This is a genomic window from Tatumella ptyseos (assembly GCF_030552895.1).
In the GTDB taxonomy this organism is placed as follows: Bacteria; Pseudomonadota; Gammaproteobacteria; order Enterobacterales; family Enterobacteriaceae; genus Rosenbergiella; species Rosenbergiella ptyseos_A.
Genome location: NZ_CP130649.1, coordinates 2581551 through 2598208, shown reverse-complemented (window position 1 = coordinate 2598208; position 16658 = coordinate 2581551). Strand labels below are relative to the sequence as shown.

Below are 16658 nucleotides of genomic sequence, written 5' to 3'. Positions count from 1 at the left end.
GGGAATTTTAACGAGGCGATTAGCGTGGGATCATCTTCTTAATCATCCGCCAACTGCTCCACAATCCGAACCCTCTCTTGACGAGACGGCCTAGCGTTTTAGGCTTTCTCGCTACCCATAGGGCCAAGACTCCCCCGCCAATGGCGAAGTACCGGCGTGCAGCGTATGCGGCAGACCAAAGCTGGTCGTAACGTGAAGTGGCGACGAGCCATTGTTGCTGACAAGAGATGAGATCCATACGTTGAGTCTGAATAGTCGTTAATAATTCTTGTTTGCGTGCTTCACGTTCTCTACGACTCATGCCTGTCTCTCCTCAAGTTGTTTACGGTCCGTATCCAACTCCTTGCGAGTATGTTTTAGCAGAGTAGAGCGGCGAGATTTCACCAGTGCCCAGACGCCAAAGATAATCGCTAAACCGAATAAAACGGCTGTTGTAATGACGATGGCGTAGAGTCTTGCACTGGGTGGTACCGCAAGGATAACAAGGATCATCAGACTCATCAGTCCAAATGCGGTGAAGATCATCGTCAACCCAACCATCAGTAACATCTGCAACAGGTTGGCTTTTTCTTCCTCTAATTCGACGATAACAAGTCGGATGCGTGTTTCAGCTATGCTAACTAGGCTGGTCAAAATTCGTTGACCTACACCTAGAATGCCTTCTCCTGGTGCTGATCCAGGTCTTGAGTTACTCATCTTAACGCCGTGAAATGAGAATGCCGACGACTAAGCCGATCGCCGCGCCCAGACCGACACCGTGCCAAGGTTTATCATGCACGTAAGAATCTGCTTTTAGGGCCGCGTCACGAGTAGATTGTGCAATACGCTCGCCGGAATCACCGAGGCGGTCACGAGAATTTTGTAAAGCGTCCTGTGCTTTCTGATGCAAACGTGAAAGTTCGGTACGAGATTTGCTGCTACCTTGATTCAACACTTCTTCGAGAGTGTCCGCTAATGAAGCTAATTCTGCGCGTAAATCGTTAGAGGCATTATTCTTCGACATCAGAGACTCCTTTTGGGGGAATTAAGTCCAGTTTAAATAAGTGATGAGCGCCTACTTATGGTAGGGATCATTAGGTAAATGCTTAGTTAAGTATAGATGGGGTTTGGGAAAGTTCAAAGAGAGGGGGGCAATAATTTTACTAATCTATTCAACGTGATAACCTTTATCCAGAATTTTCTTAAGCACCTTCTCAGCGGCATGGCTATCTTCAACAGAATTGAAACTGATGATCAGGGAATCGCTTCCAGAGGTAATGGATTTAATGGTAATTCCCTCTGTACTGAGATGCTGATAAAGGAAAAAACCATCAGGCAGGGATAGACCGTGATCCGTGACGTTGATCTTTACCATTGCATCGGGCGATTGCCAAGTATACTGAGAAGCTATGATACTGATAGACAGAGCAATGCCAAATAACATTGCAGCGGCTATCAACTGTCGTCGGTACATTACAAAGACTGAACGCATTAATGTTGTGGCCTTGAGACAGATTTACGTTTGCGCCACAGTAAGACTAGTGATCCGATCAATCCCCCCACCAGTAACACAGCCGGCAGTAGCATCAAGCAGAACATTAACTTATCTTCGTACTTTTGGAAGAGTGCTGTTTTACCCAAGGCATAGCCCGCACAGGTCAAGATCATTACCCATAGGAAACCGCTGAGCCAGTTAAAGACTTGAAAGCGCGCACTGCGCAGTCCAGAAACGCCTGCTAAAGTGGGCAATAAGGTCCGGACAAATGCAATAAATCGAGCAATCAATAATGCCGCCAAGCCATGACGCTCAAACAACATATGGGTACGTTCGTGGTATTTTTGAGGAATATGCGATAACCACTTTTTCACTAAAGGGGTATTGCCAAGCCACCTGCCTTGAATGTAACTAAACCAGCAGCCTAAACTTGCTGCCGTAGTAAGAATAAATATTGTTAGGGGAAAGCTCATGGTTCCCTTCGCAATCAACACACCAACGAGGATTAGTAAGCTGTCACCCGGTAGGAAGGCCGCAGGCAAAAGTCCGTTTTCAAGACTGATAATGATGAATAAGATACCGTAAAGCATCCAAACCAAAGATGGGTTGGCGAGAGTATTGAAATCCTGATGCCAAAGTGCGGTGAGCAGGGCCTGCAAAGTATCCATTTAACATTCCTAATGAATAAGGTAACTGGCAGCAGTGCCAAGGTATGACACCTTTGTACCAATAGTACTATTATTATGCGCTGTGAAAACGATATGAAAAGTAAACGCTTATCAACTTCCCTGCTAGCATAACGCCATTAAGTGTAACAAAATTCTAGGGTGATAAACATTTTAATTATCCTACTTGCGGGAGTTTTACGCAGGTCAGCCTAGAATCCCAACCTTTTTACATAGGCTGACATTTTTCGCTTATTAAGGGCGGAACGAGAAAGTGGGGAGAGGAGCCTCGTCAAATGGAGGCTCTTCTGCTTGATTAAGATTGGTGTTTAGTTGAGGGTGGCGTTTGGCAGACCGCAGCAGTGAATAATAAATCGGTCGATGAGTTTAAGGCAGTTTCCGCTGAGTCTTGCAGGACGCTTATTAAAAAACCAATAGCAACGACCTGCATTGCCACTTCATTCGGGATCCCAAACATATTACAGGCCACTGGGATAAGCAGTAACGACCCCCCCGCTACGCCTGAGGCACCGCAGGCACAGAGTGAAGCAACGAGGCTCAACATGATGGCTGTAGGCAAATCAATGCTGATGTTTAAGGTATTGACCGCCGCTAACGTTAGCACTGTGATGGTGATTGAGGCTCCGGCCATACTGATATTCGCCCCTAACGGGATAGAGACAGAATAGGTATCTTCATCAAGCCCTAAACGCTCGGCAATTGCCATGTTAACCGGGATATTTGCCGCAGAACTACGGGTAAAAAATGCGGTGATACCGCTCTCTTTCAAGCAGAGAAATACGAGCGGGTAGGGGTTTCGTCTTATTTTCCAAAACACCAGTATCGGATTAACGACCAATGCCATGATCAGCATACAGCCGATAAGCAGTAACAGTAGGTGGAGGTAGCTGGCCAGTGCACTAAAACCATTGGTCCCTAATACTGAAGCGACCAATCCGAAAATACCAATAGGGGCACAGCGGATAACTTTAGATACTAACCAGGTGATGGCCGAGGAAAAATCATTCAACACGTTCCGCGTTGCCGCAGAGCTATGTCTAAAGGCCATCCCTAATGCAATTGCCCACACTAAAATACCAATATAATTAGCATGCATTACGGCGTCGACAGGGTTGACGACCATACTCAGTAAGATGCCTTGTGCAATAGCTAAAATGCCTTTAGGGGCTTCACTTGCTGAGTGAGCATCATTGAGAATCAGAGTTTGTGGAAAATGATAGCTAGCGACTACGGCAACGACAGCTGCAAAGAAAGTACTCAGTAAATAGAGCGTTACAATAGGACGGATGTTTACTTTATGGCCTTGCTGATGGTTAGCGATTGACGCCGTAACCAGTAGAAGAACCAGTATGGGGGCAACGGCTTTCAGTGCGTGAACAAATAGTTCGCCGAGTAATGAAACACTTTGCGCAGCCGGTTTGGAGACTAGCGCTAGGACTATCCCTGCAATCAGTGCAAAAATAATTTGAGTAATTAAATTTCCCGAACGTATCCAGTTTAGTAACCCTGTGGATTTTGAAGTCATCATTCTTTCTTATTCATTGTTTTCTTAAAAGGGCTTCACGCGAGAACGCGGTATTGAAGCGTGTTTGCTGCGGCAGTATAAGAAAACGAGAGTTAAGTTAAAGCGAATCTTGTCGGAAAGGTGATTTTTAATAGGAGTAAAGTATCGTGATAGATTTGTTTTTAGAAATAATATCCGCTTAATTATGTATTCATTGGTATCACTGCAAAGGCTACGTGGACCTTTGCAGTGTTTTATTATGTTATGATTTTTTTCTAATGTTTAACCAATGATTTAACCCTAAGGTTACCACCAAGATTGTGGCGATCACACTTAACGAAATTCCAGTGGGAATATGCCACACATCGATTAGCAACATCTTTACGCCGATAAAAGTTAAAATTACGGCTAATCCGTACTGTAGTAAGCTGAATTTTTCAGCCACACCTGACAACAAGAAGTACATCGCGCGCAGACCGAGTATCGCGAATAGGTTTGAGGTCAATACGATGAAGGGGTCTGTGGTCACGGCAAAGATAGCAGGGATAGAATCCACTGCGAAAATAACATCGCTCAACTCAACCATGATCAGTACTAATAGTAAGGGCGTGGCATAACGTACACCTTGGCGGATAACGAAGAATTTTTCACCTTCTAATTGATCCGTCACCCGCATGCGTTTTTTTAGCCACCGTAGTATGCGTCCTTCTTCCTGATGCTCTTCATCGGACTTCGAGAAAAACATCTTAATTCCAGTGATAATTAAGAACGCGCCAAAGATATAAAGGATCCAGCTAAATTCGTTAACTAGCCAACTGCCGGCAAAAATCATTAGGGTTCGTAATACGATGGCACCTAAAACGCCATAAACCAGAACACGCTGCTGTAGTACGGGAGGAACAGCGAAAGCACTGAATAGCATTAGCCAAACGAAAACATTATCGACCGCTAAGGCTTTTTCTAACAAATAGCCGGTCAAGAAGTTTAGGGTTTGTGCTGAAGCCACAGTACTGTCCATTGTATGCTGCAGGTAAAACCAAAGACCCGCGGCGAAGCCGAGCGATACGCCTACCCAGACCAGTGACCACAAGGCAGCATGTTTTACGCTCATGCTACCGGAACGCCCTGAACTTTGTAGCCGCAAATCGATAATTATCATGATGATGACAATAACGGAGAAGATACCCCACATGAGTGGCGTGCCGACAGTCTGCATAAGACAATTCCTTAATCGCTAAAATAAAAAAAGGGTGGTGTCGGCAGTCAAAGCGGACTCATTGCAAACCTCACCTAGTGGCAAGGTCTCACTTACAATACTTTGCGTACTGCCTGACGACCGGTGTTTGCACACGTAATGACGATCTGTCAGCGTTGAAGTTACTCCCCTTTGCTGACTTCAGAATAGGTAATTTAAGGTGGATAAACAATCATTGTTTGTAATATTTTTAAATACTTTACTTTATTTAAAGTAATTGTGGGCTTGAGCATAAACGATTGTTGTATTGCACAACAGCCTTTACACTGCCGGTATATGTGGGGAGGAATCGGTGAAAATACAGAATAGCGTGCTAAGTTGGCAGGGGTTATTTATCGCCATTCCCGTGGGAATTGTCGGTGCCTGCGTGACACTCCTGTTTCGTATGCTGATTGCGCTGTTCAACCTGGCGGTTTTTGGACGTAGCGATGATATTACTCAAGCGATGCAAGTATGGCCCTGGTATTGCTGGCCGCTAATTGTTGGGTGTGGCGGGGCGATTGCAGGAGGGTTACTGCATTATGCGGTTAAGCTTGAAAGACAGACTGCGATTAAATCCGATTACCTCGATGTGATTAATGCACGGCTCAATGCCGTTCCCACGGGCTCCTCTGTGCTTCGTGCGTGCTCCTCAATAATGAGTATTAGCAGTGGGGCATCTATCGGTAAAGAGGGACCCATGGTACAGCTGGCCGCACTTTGTGGCAGCTGGTTAGCTCGTTTTGTCCCTAAGCGATTCGCTTTAGCCAATACTGATATAGTCGCTATGGCGGCGGCGGCGGGGCTAGCCTCTGTTTACCATGCCCCTTTAGCATCGACTATTTTTGTGGCGGAGATTGCCTTTGGTATTTCTGCCTTACAACGAACTATCCCCATTATGTTGTCGGCAGTCACAGCAGTCCTTACTATGTGGGGCTTAGGCTTTCGTTCGCCGCTCTATCCCTTAATGGACGTACACTTCTCGATACAGATCGCACCGCTAATGATTACCGTTATTTTGGCCGTGATCAGCGGATTAGTTGGATTTGGTTTTATTACCCTCACGCAGAAAAGTCGTCAACTTTTCAACCATATTCCTTTACTCCCGGTTCGTTTAGCCTGTGGTGGGATTGCGGTAGGGGGGCTGGCGATTATCTCTCCAGCAATATTAGGTAACGGCTATGAGGTTATTGTTAATCTCTTTGCTGGCCACTATTTACTGCCGACGCTGCTAATTTTACTGGTGCTTAAAGTTATTGCGACAAGCTGTTCCGTCGGCTCTGGGGCTGTAGGGGGAATGTTCACTCCTGCCTTAATGATTGGGGCAACCTTAGGTGGAATTTTCGGTATTGTTAGCCAGCATCTTGGGATTACGCAAGCGAGTCCATGGCTGTTTGGAGCCATTGGGATGGCGGCAGTCCTTGCGGCCATTTCACAAGCACCGCTGATGGCGATATTAATGGTTATGGAAATGACTCTTAACAGCAGCTTATTATTCCCCTTAATGATTGCCTGTGTCGTGGCGACGATGGTGACTTATCAATGTCACTCTCCTACGACTTATCCTCTCATCGGTACGCACTTTTCTCGAGCCAATGCGAAATTCACATTCGACCAGACGCGTATTAGCGAAGTGATTATTCCAGGGGCTTGTCTTTCGCCTCAAGACTCAGTGCAGCAAGCACTCACTGCCAGTGGACATAAGCGGGAACGCTATGTCTATATCATCGATGAACAACAGCGGTTCTTGGGGGTAGTCTCTATCCACCAGATTGTTGAGAAAGTATTAGCTGAAGACATTACGCTAAACACGCCTGTCGCACAGGTGATGGAGACGAACTTTCCTCATGTTTTCCAAGATCAAACCTTAAAGCAAGGGTGGGAAGCCTTCAGCCATGTTACCCTCGAAAGGTTACCGGTGTTAAATAACCCTCAGCAACGTCAATTTGTAGGGGCTTTAACGAAAACAAGCTTGATCCAACAGGCAGAAACCTTCTTATAGGACGAAGCAGTGAGGATGGTTGGGTTTAGCGTAGAAACTGCGTATACTTCGCCGCGTTAATGATTATCCGAATAGACAGAGAAAACCTTGATGAATGAACTGCAAGTAAGTGGGCAATCGCTTACCCTCAATCGATTCCCAGCCAATGCGGCAGATCCCAACTTACAAGCATGGGATTCCGCAGATGAATATTTACTCCAGCAGTCATTACCAGAAGGACCTATTCTCGTAATGAATGATAATTTCGGTGCATTGACTTGTGGGCTTCAGCCTCGCCAAGTGTGGCAAGTCAGTGATTCGTTCATTAGCCAACAAGCCACATTGCATAATCTGGCGACCAATGAATTCCCTGCCAGTAATGTAAGATTTCTTGATAGCCTCGCTGAGTTACCTCAAGGCATGGCGGCGGTGGTCATCAAAATACCGAAGACTTTAGCCCTACTTGAACATCAACTACAAGCATTACGTCAAGTCGTCACGGTAGAGACTATTATTATCGCTGCAGCGAAAGCAAAAGATATCCATAAGTCGACCCTTGAGCTTTTTGAAAAGTGGTTGGGTGAGACACATACTTCGCTTGCTTGGAAAAAATCGCGTCTTGTTTTCGCGAAACTGACCGCTGAACAGCCCGCTGCAAATAATGGAATATTAAGTTGGCCGTTAGAGAATACGCCATATACCGTGCATAATCATGCTAACGTTTTTGCACGTCAATCTCTCGATATTGGTGCTCGCCTATTCTTACAACACCTCCCTTCGCAACTTGAAGGTACTATTGTCGATTTAGGCTGTGGTAATGGCGTGGTTGGATTATTAGCACTGGAACAAAACCCAGAAGCCAAAGTTCATTTTGTCGATGAATCATGGATGGCAGTGGCTTCGAGTCAGCTCAATGTCGAGAAAAACTTACCGGATGATCGCTCTCGCTGTGAGTTCACGGTCAATAACAGTTTAAGCGGTTTTACCGGTGGAAGTTTGCAAGCGGTACTCTGTAATCCTCCGTTCCACCAACAAAGTGTTATTACCGATCACATAGCTTGGCAAATGTTTAGAGACGCAAAGCGGTGCTTGGGGTATGGCGGAGAGTTACGTGTGATAGGTAACCGTCATCTTGATTATCACCGGAAATTAAAAAAATTATTTGGTAACTGCCAATTAATTGCTTCCGATGCACGCTTTGTTGTTTTACGCTCAGTAAAACTCTAATACTGACTAAGATAATCGGATAATTGCCATGACGACTACGATGAAATCTATGTTTTGCGTTACGTTGATCAGCCTACTTTGCGCATGTTCCTCACAGCAGAAACTAGCCGACCAACGTTTGGCCGACCAATCCACCATGGCAGTTAACTGGATGCAGCAGTCAGGAGAATACCAGGCAATCGCATTACAAACCTTTAGATTTGCGACGTCTGCTTTTCAACAAGCTGCCGCTAAGGGCACACATTCTCCGGCAGTTATTGTCGATCTGGATGAAACCATGATTGATAACAGCGCTTATCAAGCGTGGGCAGCAAAACAGGAAGTTCCTTTTACTGATGCTACATGGTCACAGTGGACGCATGCCGAACAAGCGTTAGCGATTCCTGGCGCTGTTGAGTTTGCACGCTATATCGATAGCCATGGTGGGATTATCTTTTATGTCTCAAACCGCGCAGAGCAAGATCGTCAAGCAACCGTTGATAATCTTCGCGCACTCGGTTTCCCAGGCGTCTCCCCAGAAACATTATTACTCAATACTTCCACCAGTAATAAGCAAGCACGATTCGATAGCATCAAGGCTAAAGGTTATCAGGTGGTCGTGTATGTCGGGGACAACTTAAATGATTTCGGCCAAGCCACTTGGCACAAAGATAATAGTCAGCGCCGTGAATTTGTGGCACAAAATCGGGAGAAATTTGGTACCGAGTTTTTCGTTTTACCGAATCCGAGCTATGGCGATTGGGAGTCTGGGTTAAGCCAGCATTACTCTTCTATGAGGCCGACAGACAAGCTTGAGGTGAGAAAACAATCGCTGCGTGTTTGGAAGGATACGCCTTAAGCGCATTCTGAGAGGCACAGTTTGCTATTATCCATTCATAAAATTTATGGTTAAATGGTTAGCTATTGGGCTAATGGATGATTGTAGCCCGGTCTTATCCGCTCGAAAAGGACATGCGCTGCGCATTAACTCATATGGAAAAGATAGCCTCTATAAATAGATTTCGCGGTATTCTTGATACTATCGCACTGTTTTTTCTGACATTTCTTCTTTGTTATGTAAGCAGCCATTTACGTTTACCCCTGCTACTTTCGATGTTCTGGATAGTTAACGCGGTGATAGCTGGCATTTTTGTGCGCTATCCCTCAACCCATCGGCTGATCAATTATCTGGCTTGTGGGTTAGCGATGTTTCTTAATGATTATCTTTTTTCGGGATGGCTCTCCTCAGCAATTTTACTCAATCTGGCAAATATCATCTTTATTGCTGTGGTGGCAATAGGCTTAAGAGGCTTTTGGAATAGCCATAGTGATCAGCTAACGCCTAAACAAGTACTCATTTTATTTCCAGTCTGTCTTGCTGCCGCCTCACTTTCAGGAATATGGGGGGGGATTTTTAGTGCTGAGCAAAAAAACCTCACCGATATTCTGTTAAATATTGCATTATGGGTCAGTGAACAATTTTCTACCGGATTGATGATTCTCCCGCTCATCCTTAGTTTTAAACGTTCTCAAAAGTTTGTCTGGCAGCGAACCTCGGTATTAGCGGTACTTTCGGTACCTCTTCTTTTTCTAGGTTCCGCGCTAATTAGTGGGCCAGGTAGTATCGCTTTCCCATTACCCGTGCTTATCTGGTGCGCACTAGTGCTACCGGTTTTCGTTTCTGCGCTTGTAACCTTTCTGGTCGGTATTTTAGAGATCATGATGGTTTACGAGAATTTAATCGGTGAGCACTCGGCACAGAGTCCGCCAGAGATAATGACGCTCGTTTCGATTAGATTAGGTGTCGCGGCAATGGTACTCACACCCTTTATGGTTTCCGTTACTATTGATGCGGTGAAGACACTGAATCGCCGTTTAGAGATCCGAGCCAATACCGATTTTCTGACGCAGGTTCTGTCGCGGGCCGGTCTTTTTGAAAAGTTGAGTGATGTTCCGGTTCAGCCGGGACGTAGAGTCGGAATGATTTTGTTCGATATCGATTATTTCAAAGCAATAAACGACAATTTTGGTCATCAGGCGGGTGATTCCGTACTCAGTGAATTAGGCTACATTCTGAAACGTGACTATAGTCAGCGGTTTTATGTGTCACGATTTGGTGGGGAAGAATTTGCGCTAATTGGGTTAGATATTTCGGCTGATCAACTTTACCAACATGCTGAAGCTTTACGTCTATGGATCGCGCGCCATGATTTTTCTTTGACAGACCGTACACTCTCTATCACGGTCAGTTTAGGACTTGAAGTAGCGAATACGAAGAATGGTGAAGAGTGGTCGCACTTGATTACTCGCTTAGTGAGTAAAGCTGATTCACGGCTCTATATTTCCAAGGCAGAAGGACGAAATTTGACTACCCCCGATTGGTCCGAGGGTAGTCCGGCACTTAGTGATCAAATGCCGACATAATTTTGTTTTGTTGTTGATGGCGTTCGACTGCCAATTCTAGCAATTTAGTAATGAGATCTTGGTAGCTTAAGCCACTCGCCTGCCATAACTTTGGATACATACTGATATTAGTAAAGCCAGGTAATGTATTAATCTCGTTAATAATCACTTCACCACTCGGGGTAAGGAATACATCGACTCTTGCTAGGCCAAAACACTCAACGGCTTGGTAAGCTTTGAGCGCAATGTCTCTAATTTTATTCTCCGTCGTTTCATCGATATCAGCAGGGACCTTCACTTGCGCGCCTTGTTCGTTGATATATTTGGTTTCGTAAGAATAGAATTGATCAGAAAGGACTATCTCTCCGCAGCGACTGGCTTGCGGATGTTCATTCCCCAACACGGCGCATTCTACTTCGCGCCCGTTAATGGCTGTTTCGACCAACACTTTACGGTCGAAGCGGAAGGCTTCCTGAATCGCTGGAGCTAGCTGAGCAAGTGTCTCAACTTTGCTCACACCCACTGATGAGCCTTGATTAGCAGGTTTGACGAATAAAGGTAAGCCGAGTTCCGATACCACCTCCTTAAGGTCGATCGTTTCACTATTACTTGGCGTTAACGTGATAAACGGTGCGATATTTAATCCAGCATCTCGTAATAGACGCTTGGTGACATCTTTATCCATACTGATTGCCGAGCCTAACACGTCAGATCCGACGAAAGGTAAATTCAAGATACGTAATAAACCTTGCAGCGTACCATCTTCGCCTAAGGTACCGTGAACGATAGGGAAAATAATATCAAGCTGTGAAAGGTCGATCGCAGATGAAGAGCTGATTGCTTGTTGCTGGCCTGGTTGTAGTTGTAGCGTTCCGTCGGCCTTAGCGAGCTCAATGCGTTTAGGATCGGTCGGATTAGTCAGGAAGTTATCGACATGATAGCTACACCATTGTCCTTGTTTTGTTATTCCCAACAGAACGACATCGAATTTCGTTTTATCAATCGCTTCTAATATGTTTCGCGCTGATTGTAATGAAACTTGATGTTCTGCTGATTTCCCGCCAAAAATGATACCGACCCGCTGTTTCATAAACTCTTTATCCGTAACTTAACTGTATGAAGACAACATAACAGTTCGCGATGGGAGAGACAATGATCGGTTTTAGTGATAAGTAGGCTTAATGGTTAGTGCCTAGATTTCACTCCATTCGCGCAATAAGTTGTGGTAAAGATTTAATAAATTCATTCGTGTTTCATCGCTCCCCTCAATCACGGCAAGCTGTTGAATATCACTATCGAGTTGCCCCAACATTGCGCGCTTTTTTTCGTCACGTACCATCGATTGTATCCACATAAAGGATGCAACACGTTGACCACTCTCGACGGGAGTCACGCAGTGCAAGCTACTGGATGGATAAATCACCATATCGCCAGCGGGGAGTTTAACGTTATGTTGTCCAAAGGTATCTTGAATAACCAGTTCACCACCTTGATAACTTTCAGGGTCATTAAGAAACAATGTGGCGGAGATATCGGTACGTAACCAGTGGTTTTCTTCACGCCTTACTGCACCGTCAACATGAAAGCCATAGTTCCCACCACCTTGATAGCGGTTAAATAGAGGCGCTGAGATATTGACCGGGAGTGTGGTACTAAAAAATTGGGGATGTTGATTAATTGCTTGGAGAACGAACTGCTGAAGCTGATCGTACAGTTCTGAGTGGGTATTTACCTGCTCATTACTTTTAACTGCCGCACCTTGTTGGCCAGTCGTCACCCTGCCGTCGATCCATTCAGCTTGGGCAAGATGCTGAGTGAGGGTGGCGAGTTGATCGTCAGTCAGTACGCCTTTTATATGATGCATCATAGTCTACGGACTCAATAACAAGAATGCTGTGGCACTATGCCACAGCATTGGATGAAAATTAAAAGTGTACGTTAGCCGTTAACATCCAGCTGCGTTCTGCACCGGGGTGATAACGATAGCCACTTTTGTTGATCGATTGCACATAGTGCTTATCAAACAAATTATATACATTTAACTGGAGGTCGAGGTTGCGATTCACTTGGTAACTTGTCATCGCGTCGGCTACCCAATAGTTATCGATAGTATCCGGCGTACCGACTGCACCATCTGTCCCACGATGCATGCTACCCACATAACGGGCTCCTGCACCGGCGACCCAGTCAGAGGTGATTTGGTAGGTCGTCCAAGCAGTGAATGCGTGACGAGGTGTATAACTCAGGTATTTAGACCCATCGTTATTCACCGCTTTTCCTTCGGACACTTTCGCGTTTTGCAACGTATAGCCCGCTAATGCATGCCAGTTATCCGTGATATCGCCACTAATTGTCAACTCGTAGCCTTCAACACGTTTGCGCCCGACTTGTGAATAGTCTTTCGTGCTGGCATCTTGCTCAACTTCATTTTTGATATCCGTACGGAAGAGAGCAGCTGTTAGCAGTAAGCGGCTATCCATAAGGTTCCACTTAGTTCCGATCTCGGCTGTCGCCGCTTTTTGCGGCTGAAAGTCAGTACTATTCGCATTTTTAGAGGTGGTGGAGCTTGCGGTCAGCTGGAAGTTATTCCCACCCGGCGGTTGCTGTGAAATCCCGTAGTTAGCGTAAACGTTACCTTGCTCGGTCAGATGATACAAGGCTCCCGCTTTCCAGTTAAACAAGTTTCCGCTTTTACTGGTATCGACGGTTCTGACTGGAGTACCTTTTGCCACTCCAGCGCTACAGGCTACAGCTCCTCGGCCGGTGCCACCACAAGCGGTTGCAGACTTGTAATCGGTTTGATAGCTATCGAGACGAGCGCCGCCGTTAATCTCGAACTTATCGGTAAGTTGAAGTGTGTCGAACGCGTAAATCCCGAAGGTATCGGTAGTACCATGTGCATCTGCACCATTGCGAGACAGTCCACCCACAGAAATAGAACTATCGGGATGATAGATATTCACAGCAGGTGGCGAGATGGCATTTAGCCCACGAATAGTTTGGCTTTCATGAGTAAATTCGACCCCAGTGCTCACATCGTGCTTAACACTCCCCGTACTGAACTTAGTGGTTAAGTTCGTCTGGTTAGTTAAGATTTTATTCACGGAGTCACGGGTATTCGCTAAACGGCTCCACGTCCAATCATCAACATTACTGGAACCATGAGTTTGAATATTTGATGCACCACCCATTACGGCAGTCATTAGGTATTTTTGGCTAGTTTGCGCCCAGCGAGTAGTATTTCTTATTGTCGTCACGTCGGAGAAATCATGCTCAAAACGCATTGTCGCGCTATCAGTGCTCGATTTATCGTAGTCTGAGTCGGTGCCATAGAAGTTATGACGGTTCACTTTACTTGCGCTGTTGAGTGCTGAGTAGCCAGCTGGTGCACTATAACCCGGCAACCCTATCGTCGGAATACCGCCATCTGGCGTATTGTTCTGGTGAACATGAACATAATCGAGATAAAGGCGAGTGTCAGTCTCTAATCCAAAAGCGATCGAAGGGGCAAAACCATATTTTTCATGGCTGACTTTATCGCGGGTATTATCGTGACCATTGTCACCCATCATATTGATTCTAAATGCAGCGTTATCGTTGATCATTTGATTGTAGTCGACGGTTGCACGGCGATTCGATGCACTACCATAACTTAATGATCCATCGACACTGGTCGATAACTCAGGCTTTTTAGTGATCATGTTGATCGAGCCAGAGGGCGCGCTACGGCCATAGTCGGAACCTGAAGGTCCTTTAAGGACTTCGACGCTGCTGATATTAAATGTATCACGGCTTACCGCAGCAATATCGCGAATACCATCTACGTAGATGCTATTTGAGGTATCGACGCCACGCATATAAATCGCGTCGCCTGTAGTTGAACTGCCATTTTCCCCCGCAAAAAATGCGCCAGCGCCGGCAACGTTTTTCATTGCATCGGTAAGCGTGGTTGCATGTTGCTCTTGGATCACTTTTTCAGGAACCACTGTCACGGTACGAGTGGTGTCAGCGAGAGGGCGTGTAAATTTAGGATCTGTAAGTGATTTCGGCACATAGAGTGATGGAAGAGCCGCTTTAATGATAAGGGTATTATCACTCTTCTTACTATCGCTCGTATCACTGATTTGTTTAGAGGTGTTACTTGCTGTGTCAGCGATGGCCGGCGTAGTTAATCCGACACATAATCCTGCAAAGACGCCTAATTTTGTTAATTCCATGAATGAAGGCGCGATATTTTTATTTTTTTCACGAGGTTACCTTGTAAATACCAATGAGAATGGTTATCAGGAGCGTTCGCATTATTCATATTTTTTAACAAAAGGTAAAGAGTTGTAAGCATTGATTAAGGGTATTTTTAGATTTTCATAAATAAATATTTCTAATTATGAATTTATCCGAATGTGTAGGAGGGGGAGGTGACAATATTTCAGGAAAAAAAAGGGCGATACGTTGAGTATCGCCCTTAAGCAGAAGTCAGATAATTATGCTGGTTTTCTCATCGGCTCTTTTCGAGCAGGCGCATCACCGGCTACATAGTAGCTTACAGTACTGCGCGGTAGCGCACCCTTACCACGGATCAGGTCGGCAATTTTTTCACCAATCATGATGGTAGTGGCGTTTAAGTTACCAGTAATGATTTCAGGCATAATCGAGGCATCGACTACGCGAAGCCCCTGCATACCGTGTACACGCCCTTCGTTATCGACCACTGCCATAGGGTCAGTACCCATTTTACAGGTTCCGCATGGGTGGTAAGCGGTCTCACCATGGTTACGCACGAACTCATCTAGCTGCTCATCGGTTTGGCAGTCTAAACCAGGACTGATCTCGCGACCACGGTACTTATCTAACGCAGGTTGGTTGATAATTTCACGCGTGAGTCGAATACAGTCACGGAACTCTTGCCAGTCTTGATCATGAGACATGTAGTTAAAGAGTATCGCCGGATGCTCGTAAGGGTCATTAGACTTGATACGAACATGACCACGGCTTGGTGAACGCATTGAGCCTACGTGGCATTGGAAGCCATGCTCGTCGACAGCGTTGGTGCCATTATAGTTAATCGCAACCGGTAAGAAGTGGTACTGAATGTTTGGCCACTCGAACTCTTCGCGGCTACGGATAAATCCGCCCGCTTCGAATTGGTTGCTTGCACCAATGCCTTTACCTTGGAACAGCCACTGGGCACCGATCTTAGGCTGATTATGCATTTGTAGTGCTGGGTACAGGGATACTGGCTCTTTACATTCATACTGTAAATACAGCTCTAAGTGATCCATCAGGTTCTCGCCGACCCCTGGCAGGTCGTGTACTACTGGAATATTGAATTTATTCAATAATTCAGCAGAGCCTACGCCAGAGCGTTGTAGGATCTGAGGAGAAGCAATAGCGCCAGCGCAGAGTAAAACTTCACGACGCGCCTCGGCGTGTTGTGGCGTCTTACTGCCGCCAGTAAGGTAATCGACACCGCTTGCACGCTTACCGTTAAAGACAATTTTGTCGGTCGTTGCATGAGTCACAATCGTTAAGTTACTGCGGCTTTTCGCTTGGTCAAGATAGCCTCGACCTGTACTTGCACGACGTCCATTAGGCGTGACGGTACGGTCCATAGGGCCAAAGCCTTCCTGCTGGTAACCATTTAGGTCATCCGTTCGAGGGTAGCCTGCTTGGACACCGGCTTCAATCATGGCAGCAAAGAGTGGATTGTTACCGGTTTTCGGCGTTGCAACACTCACCGGACCTTCGCCACCATGATAGTCGTTAGGGCCGATATCACGAGTTTCCGCTTTACGATAGTAGGGCAGGCAGTCTAAATAGCTCCAGTTTTCTAAACCGGGGCGTTTCGCCCAACCATCGAGATCCATCGCATTACCACGGATGTAGCACATACCATTGATGAGGGATGATCCCCCTAGGCCTTTACCTCGACCACATTCCATGCGGCGGTTGTTCATATAAGGCTCTGGTTCAGTTTCATAGGCCCAGTTGTAACGGCGGCCTTGCAGAGGGAAGGCTAATGCCGCAGGCATTTGGGTACGGAAATCTAAACGGTAATCGGGGCCTCCTGCTTCGAGCAGGAGAACCGTCGTGTCTTTATCTTCAGTCAGGCGCGTTGCCAGTACGTTACCGGCAGAACCGGCACCAATAATGATATAATCGTATTCCATTAT

General features: G+C 45.9%; 15 protein-coding genes. 4 read left to right on the top strand and 11 right to left on the bottom strand.

All coding sequences use genetic code 11. The annotated features are described in order from the left end of the window. Positions 1 to 19: 19 nt before the first annotated feature. From QJR74_RS12330 to QJR74_RS12300, 7 genes are all read right to left on the bottom strand, one after another. Entirely contained in the window at positions 20 to 301 is a 282-nt protein-coding gene (locus tag QJR74_RS12330) for a YqjK-like family protein (RefSeq protein WP_214218885.1), read from the bottom strand. Continuing rightward, positions 298 to 696, bottom strand: coding sequence for a phage holin family protein (locus tag QJR74_RS12325; RefSeq protein ID WP_304372122.1), 399 nt, complete (start codon positions 694 to 696; stop codon positions 298 to 300). Before QJR74_RS12325 ends, QJR74_RS12330 begins: the two co-directional genes overlap by 4 nt. Before the next feature lies 1 nt (position 697). Then, positions 698 to 1003 carry a DUF883 family protein gene (locus QJR74_RS12320; RefSeq protein ID WP_304372121.1) on the bottom strand — a complete coding sequence of 102 codons (306 nt, stop codon included), beginning with the start codon at positions 1001 to 1003 and terminating at the stop codon, positions 698 to 700. A gap of 144 nt (positions 1004 to 1147) precedes the next feature. Continuing rightward, positions 1148 to 1471, bottom strand: a complete 324-nt coding sequence (gene mzrA / locus QJR74_RS12315; RefSeq protein WP_304372120.1) for an EnvZ/OmpR regulon moderator MzrA — start codon at positions 1469 to 1471, stop codon at positions 1148 to 1150. Then, entirely contained in the window at positions 1471 to 2142 is a 672-nt protein-coding gene (locus tag QJR74_RS12310; protein ID WP_304372119.1) for a DedA family protein, read from the bottom strand. Before QJR74_RS12310 ends, mzrA begins: the two co-directional genes overlap by 1 nt. A gap of 313 nt (positions 2143 to 2455) precedes the next feature. Next, positions 2456 to 3685 (bottom strand): serine/threonine transporter SstT, encoded by a 1230-nt coding sequence (gene sstT / locus QJR74_RS12305; RefSeq protein ID WP_304374043.1) that lies wholly within the window; start codon positions 3683 to 3685, stop codon positions 2456 to 2458. 241 nt (positions 3686 to 3926) lie between these two features. Next, positions 3927 to 4880: a TerC family protein gene (locus QJR74_RS12300; RefSeq protein ID WP_304372118.1), complete on the bottom strand. Its 954-nt coding sequence runs from the start codon at positions 4878 to 4880 to the stop codon at positions 3927 to 3929. 331 nt (positions 4881 to 5211) lie between these two features. Between QJR74_RS12300 and QJR74_RS12295 the strand changes: the two genes are divergently transcribed. The 4 genes from QJR74_RS12295 (at position 5212) to QJR74_RS12280 (ending at position 10509) form a co-directional block, all read left to right on the top strand. After that, positions 5212 to 6900, top strand: a complete 1689-nt coding sequence (locus QJR74_RS12295) for a chloride channel protein (protein WP_304372117.1) — start codon at positions 5212 to 5214, stop codon at positions 6898 to 6900. A gap of 90 nt (positions 6901 to 6990) precedes the next feature. Further along, on the top strand, positions 6991 to 8106 hold the full coding sequence (gene rlmG / locus QJR74_RS12290; protein WP_304372116.1) for a 23S rRNA (guanine(1835)-N(2))-methyltransferase RlmG: 1116 nt from the start codon (positions 6991 to 6993) through the stop codon (positions 8104 to 8106). A 49-nt stretch (positions 8107 to 8155) separates the two neighbouring features. Then, the gene (locus QJR74_RS12285) at positions 8156 to 8944 is read left to right on the top strand and encodes a 5'-nucleotidase, lipoprotein e(P4) family (RefSeq protein WP_304374042.1); all 789 of its coding nucleotides are present in this window, start codon (positions 8156 to 8158) and stop codon (positions 8942 to 8944) included. Positions 8945 to 9057: 113 nt separating this feature from the next. Continuing rightward, entirely contained in the window at positions 9058 to 10509 is a 1452-nt protein-coding gene (locus QJR74_RS12280; protein WP_304372115.1) for a GGDEF domain-containing protein, read from the top strand. On the opposite strand, the gene ddlA is transcribed toward QJR74_RS12280, so the two are convergent. The 4 genes from ddlA to betA form a co-directional block, all read right to left on the bottom strand. Continuing rightward, entirely contained in the window at positions 10487 to 11578 is a 1092-nt protein-coding gene (ddlA, locus tag QJR74_RS12275) for a D-alanine--D-alanine ligase (RefSeq protein WP_304372114.1), read from the bottom strand. The genes QJR74_RS12280 and ddlA overlap by 23 nt on opposite strands. Before the next feature lie 102 nt (positions 11579 to 11680). Beyond that, positions 11681 to 12355: a Fe2+-dependent dioxygenase gene (locus tag QJR74_RS12270; protein ID WP_304372113.1), complete on the bottom strand. Its 675-nt coding sequence runs from the start codon at positions 12353 to 12355 to the stop codon at positions 11681 to 11683. 58 nt (positions 12356 to 12413) lie between these two features. Beyond that, entirely contained in the window at positions 12414 to 14705 is a 2292-nt protein-coding gene (locus QJR74_RS12265; RefSeq protein ID WP_304372112.1) for a catecholate siderophore receptor Fiu, read from the bottom strand. A gap of 264 nt (positions 14706 to 14969) precedes the next feature. Next, positions 14970 to 16655: a choline dehydrogenase gene (gene betA, locus QJR74_RS12260; protein ID WP_304372111.1), complete on the bottom strand. Its 1686-nt coding sequence runs from the start codon at positions 16653 to 16655 to the stop codon at positions 14970 to 14972. Between the last annotated feature and the right edge of the window lie 3 nt (positions 16656 to 16658).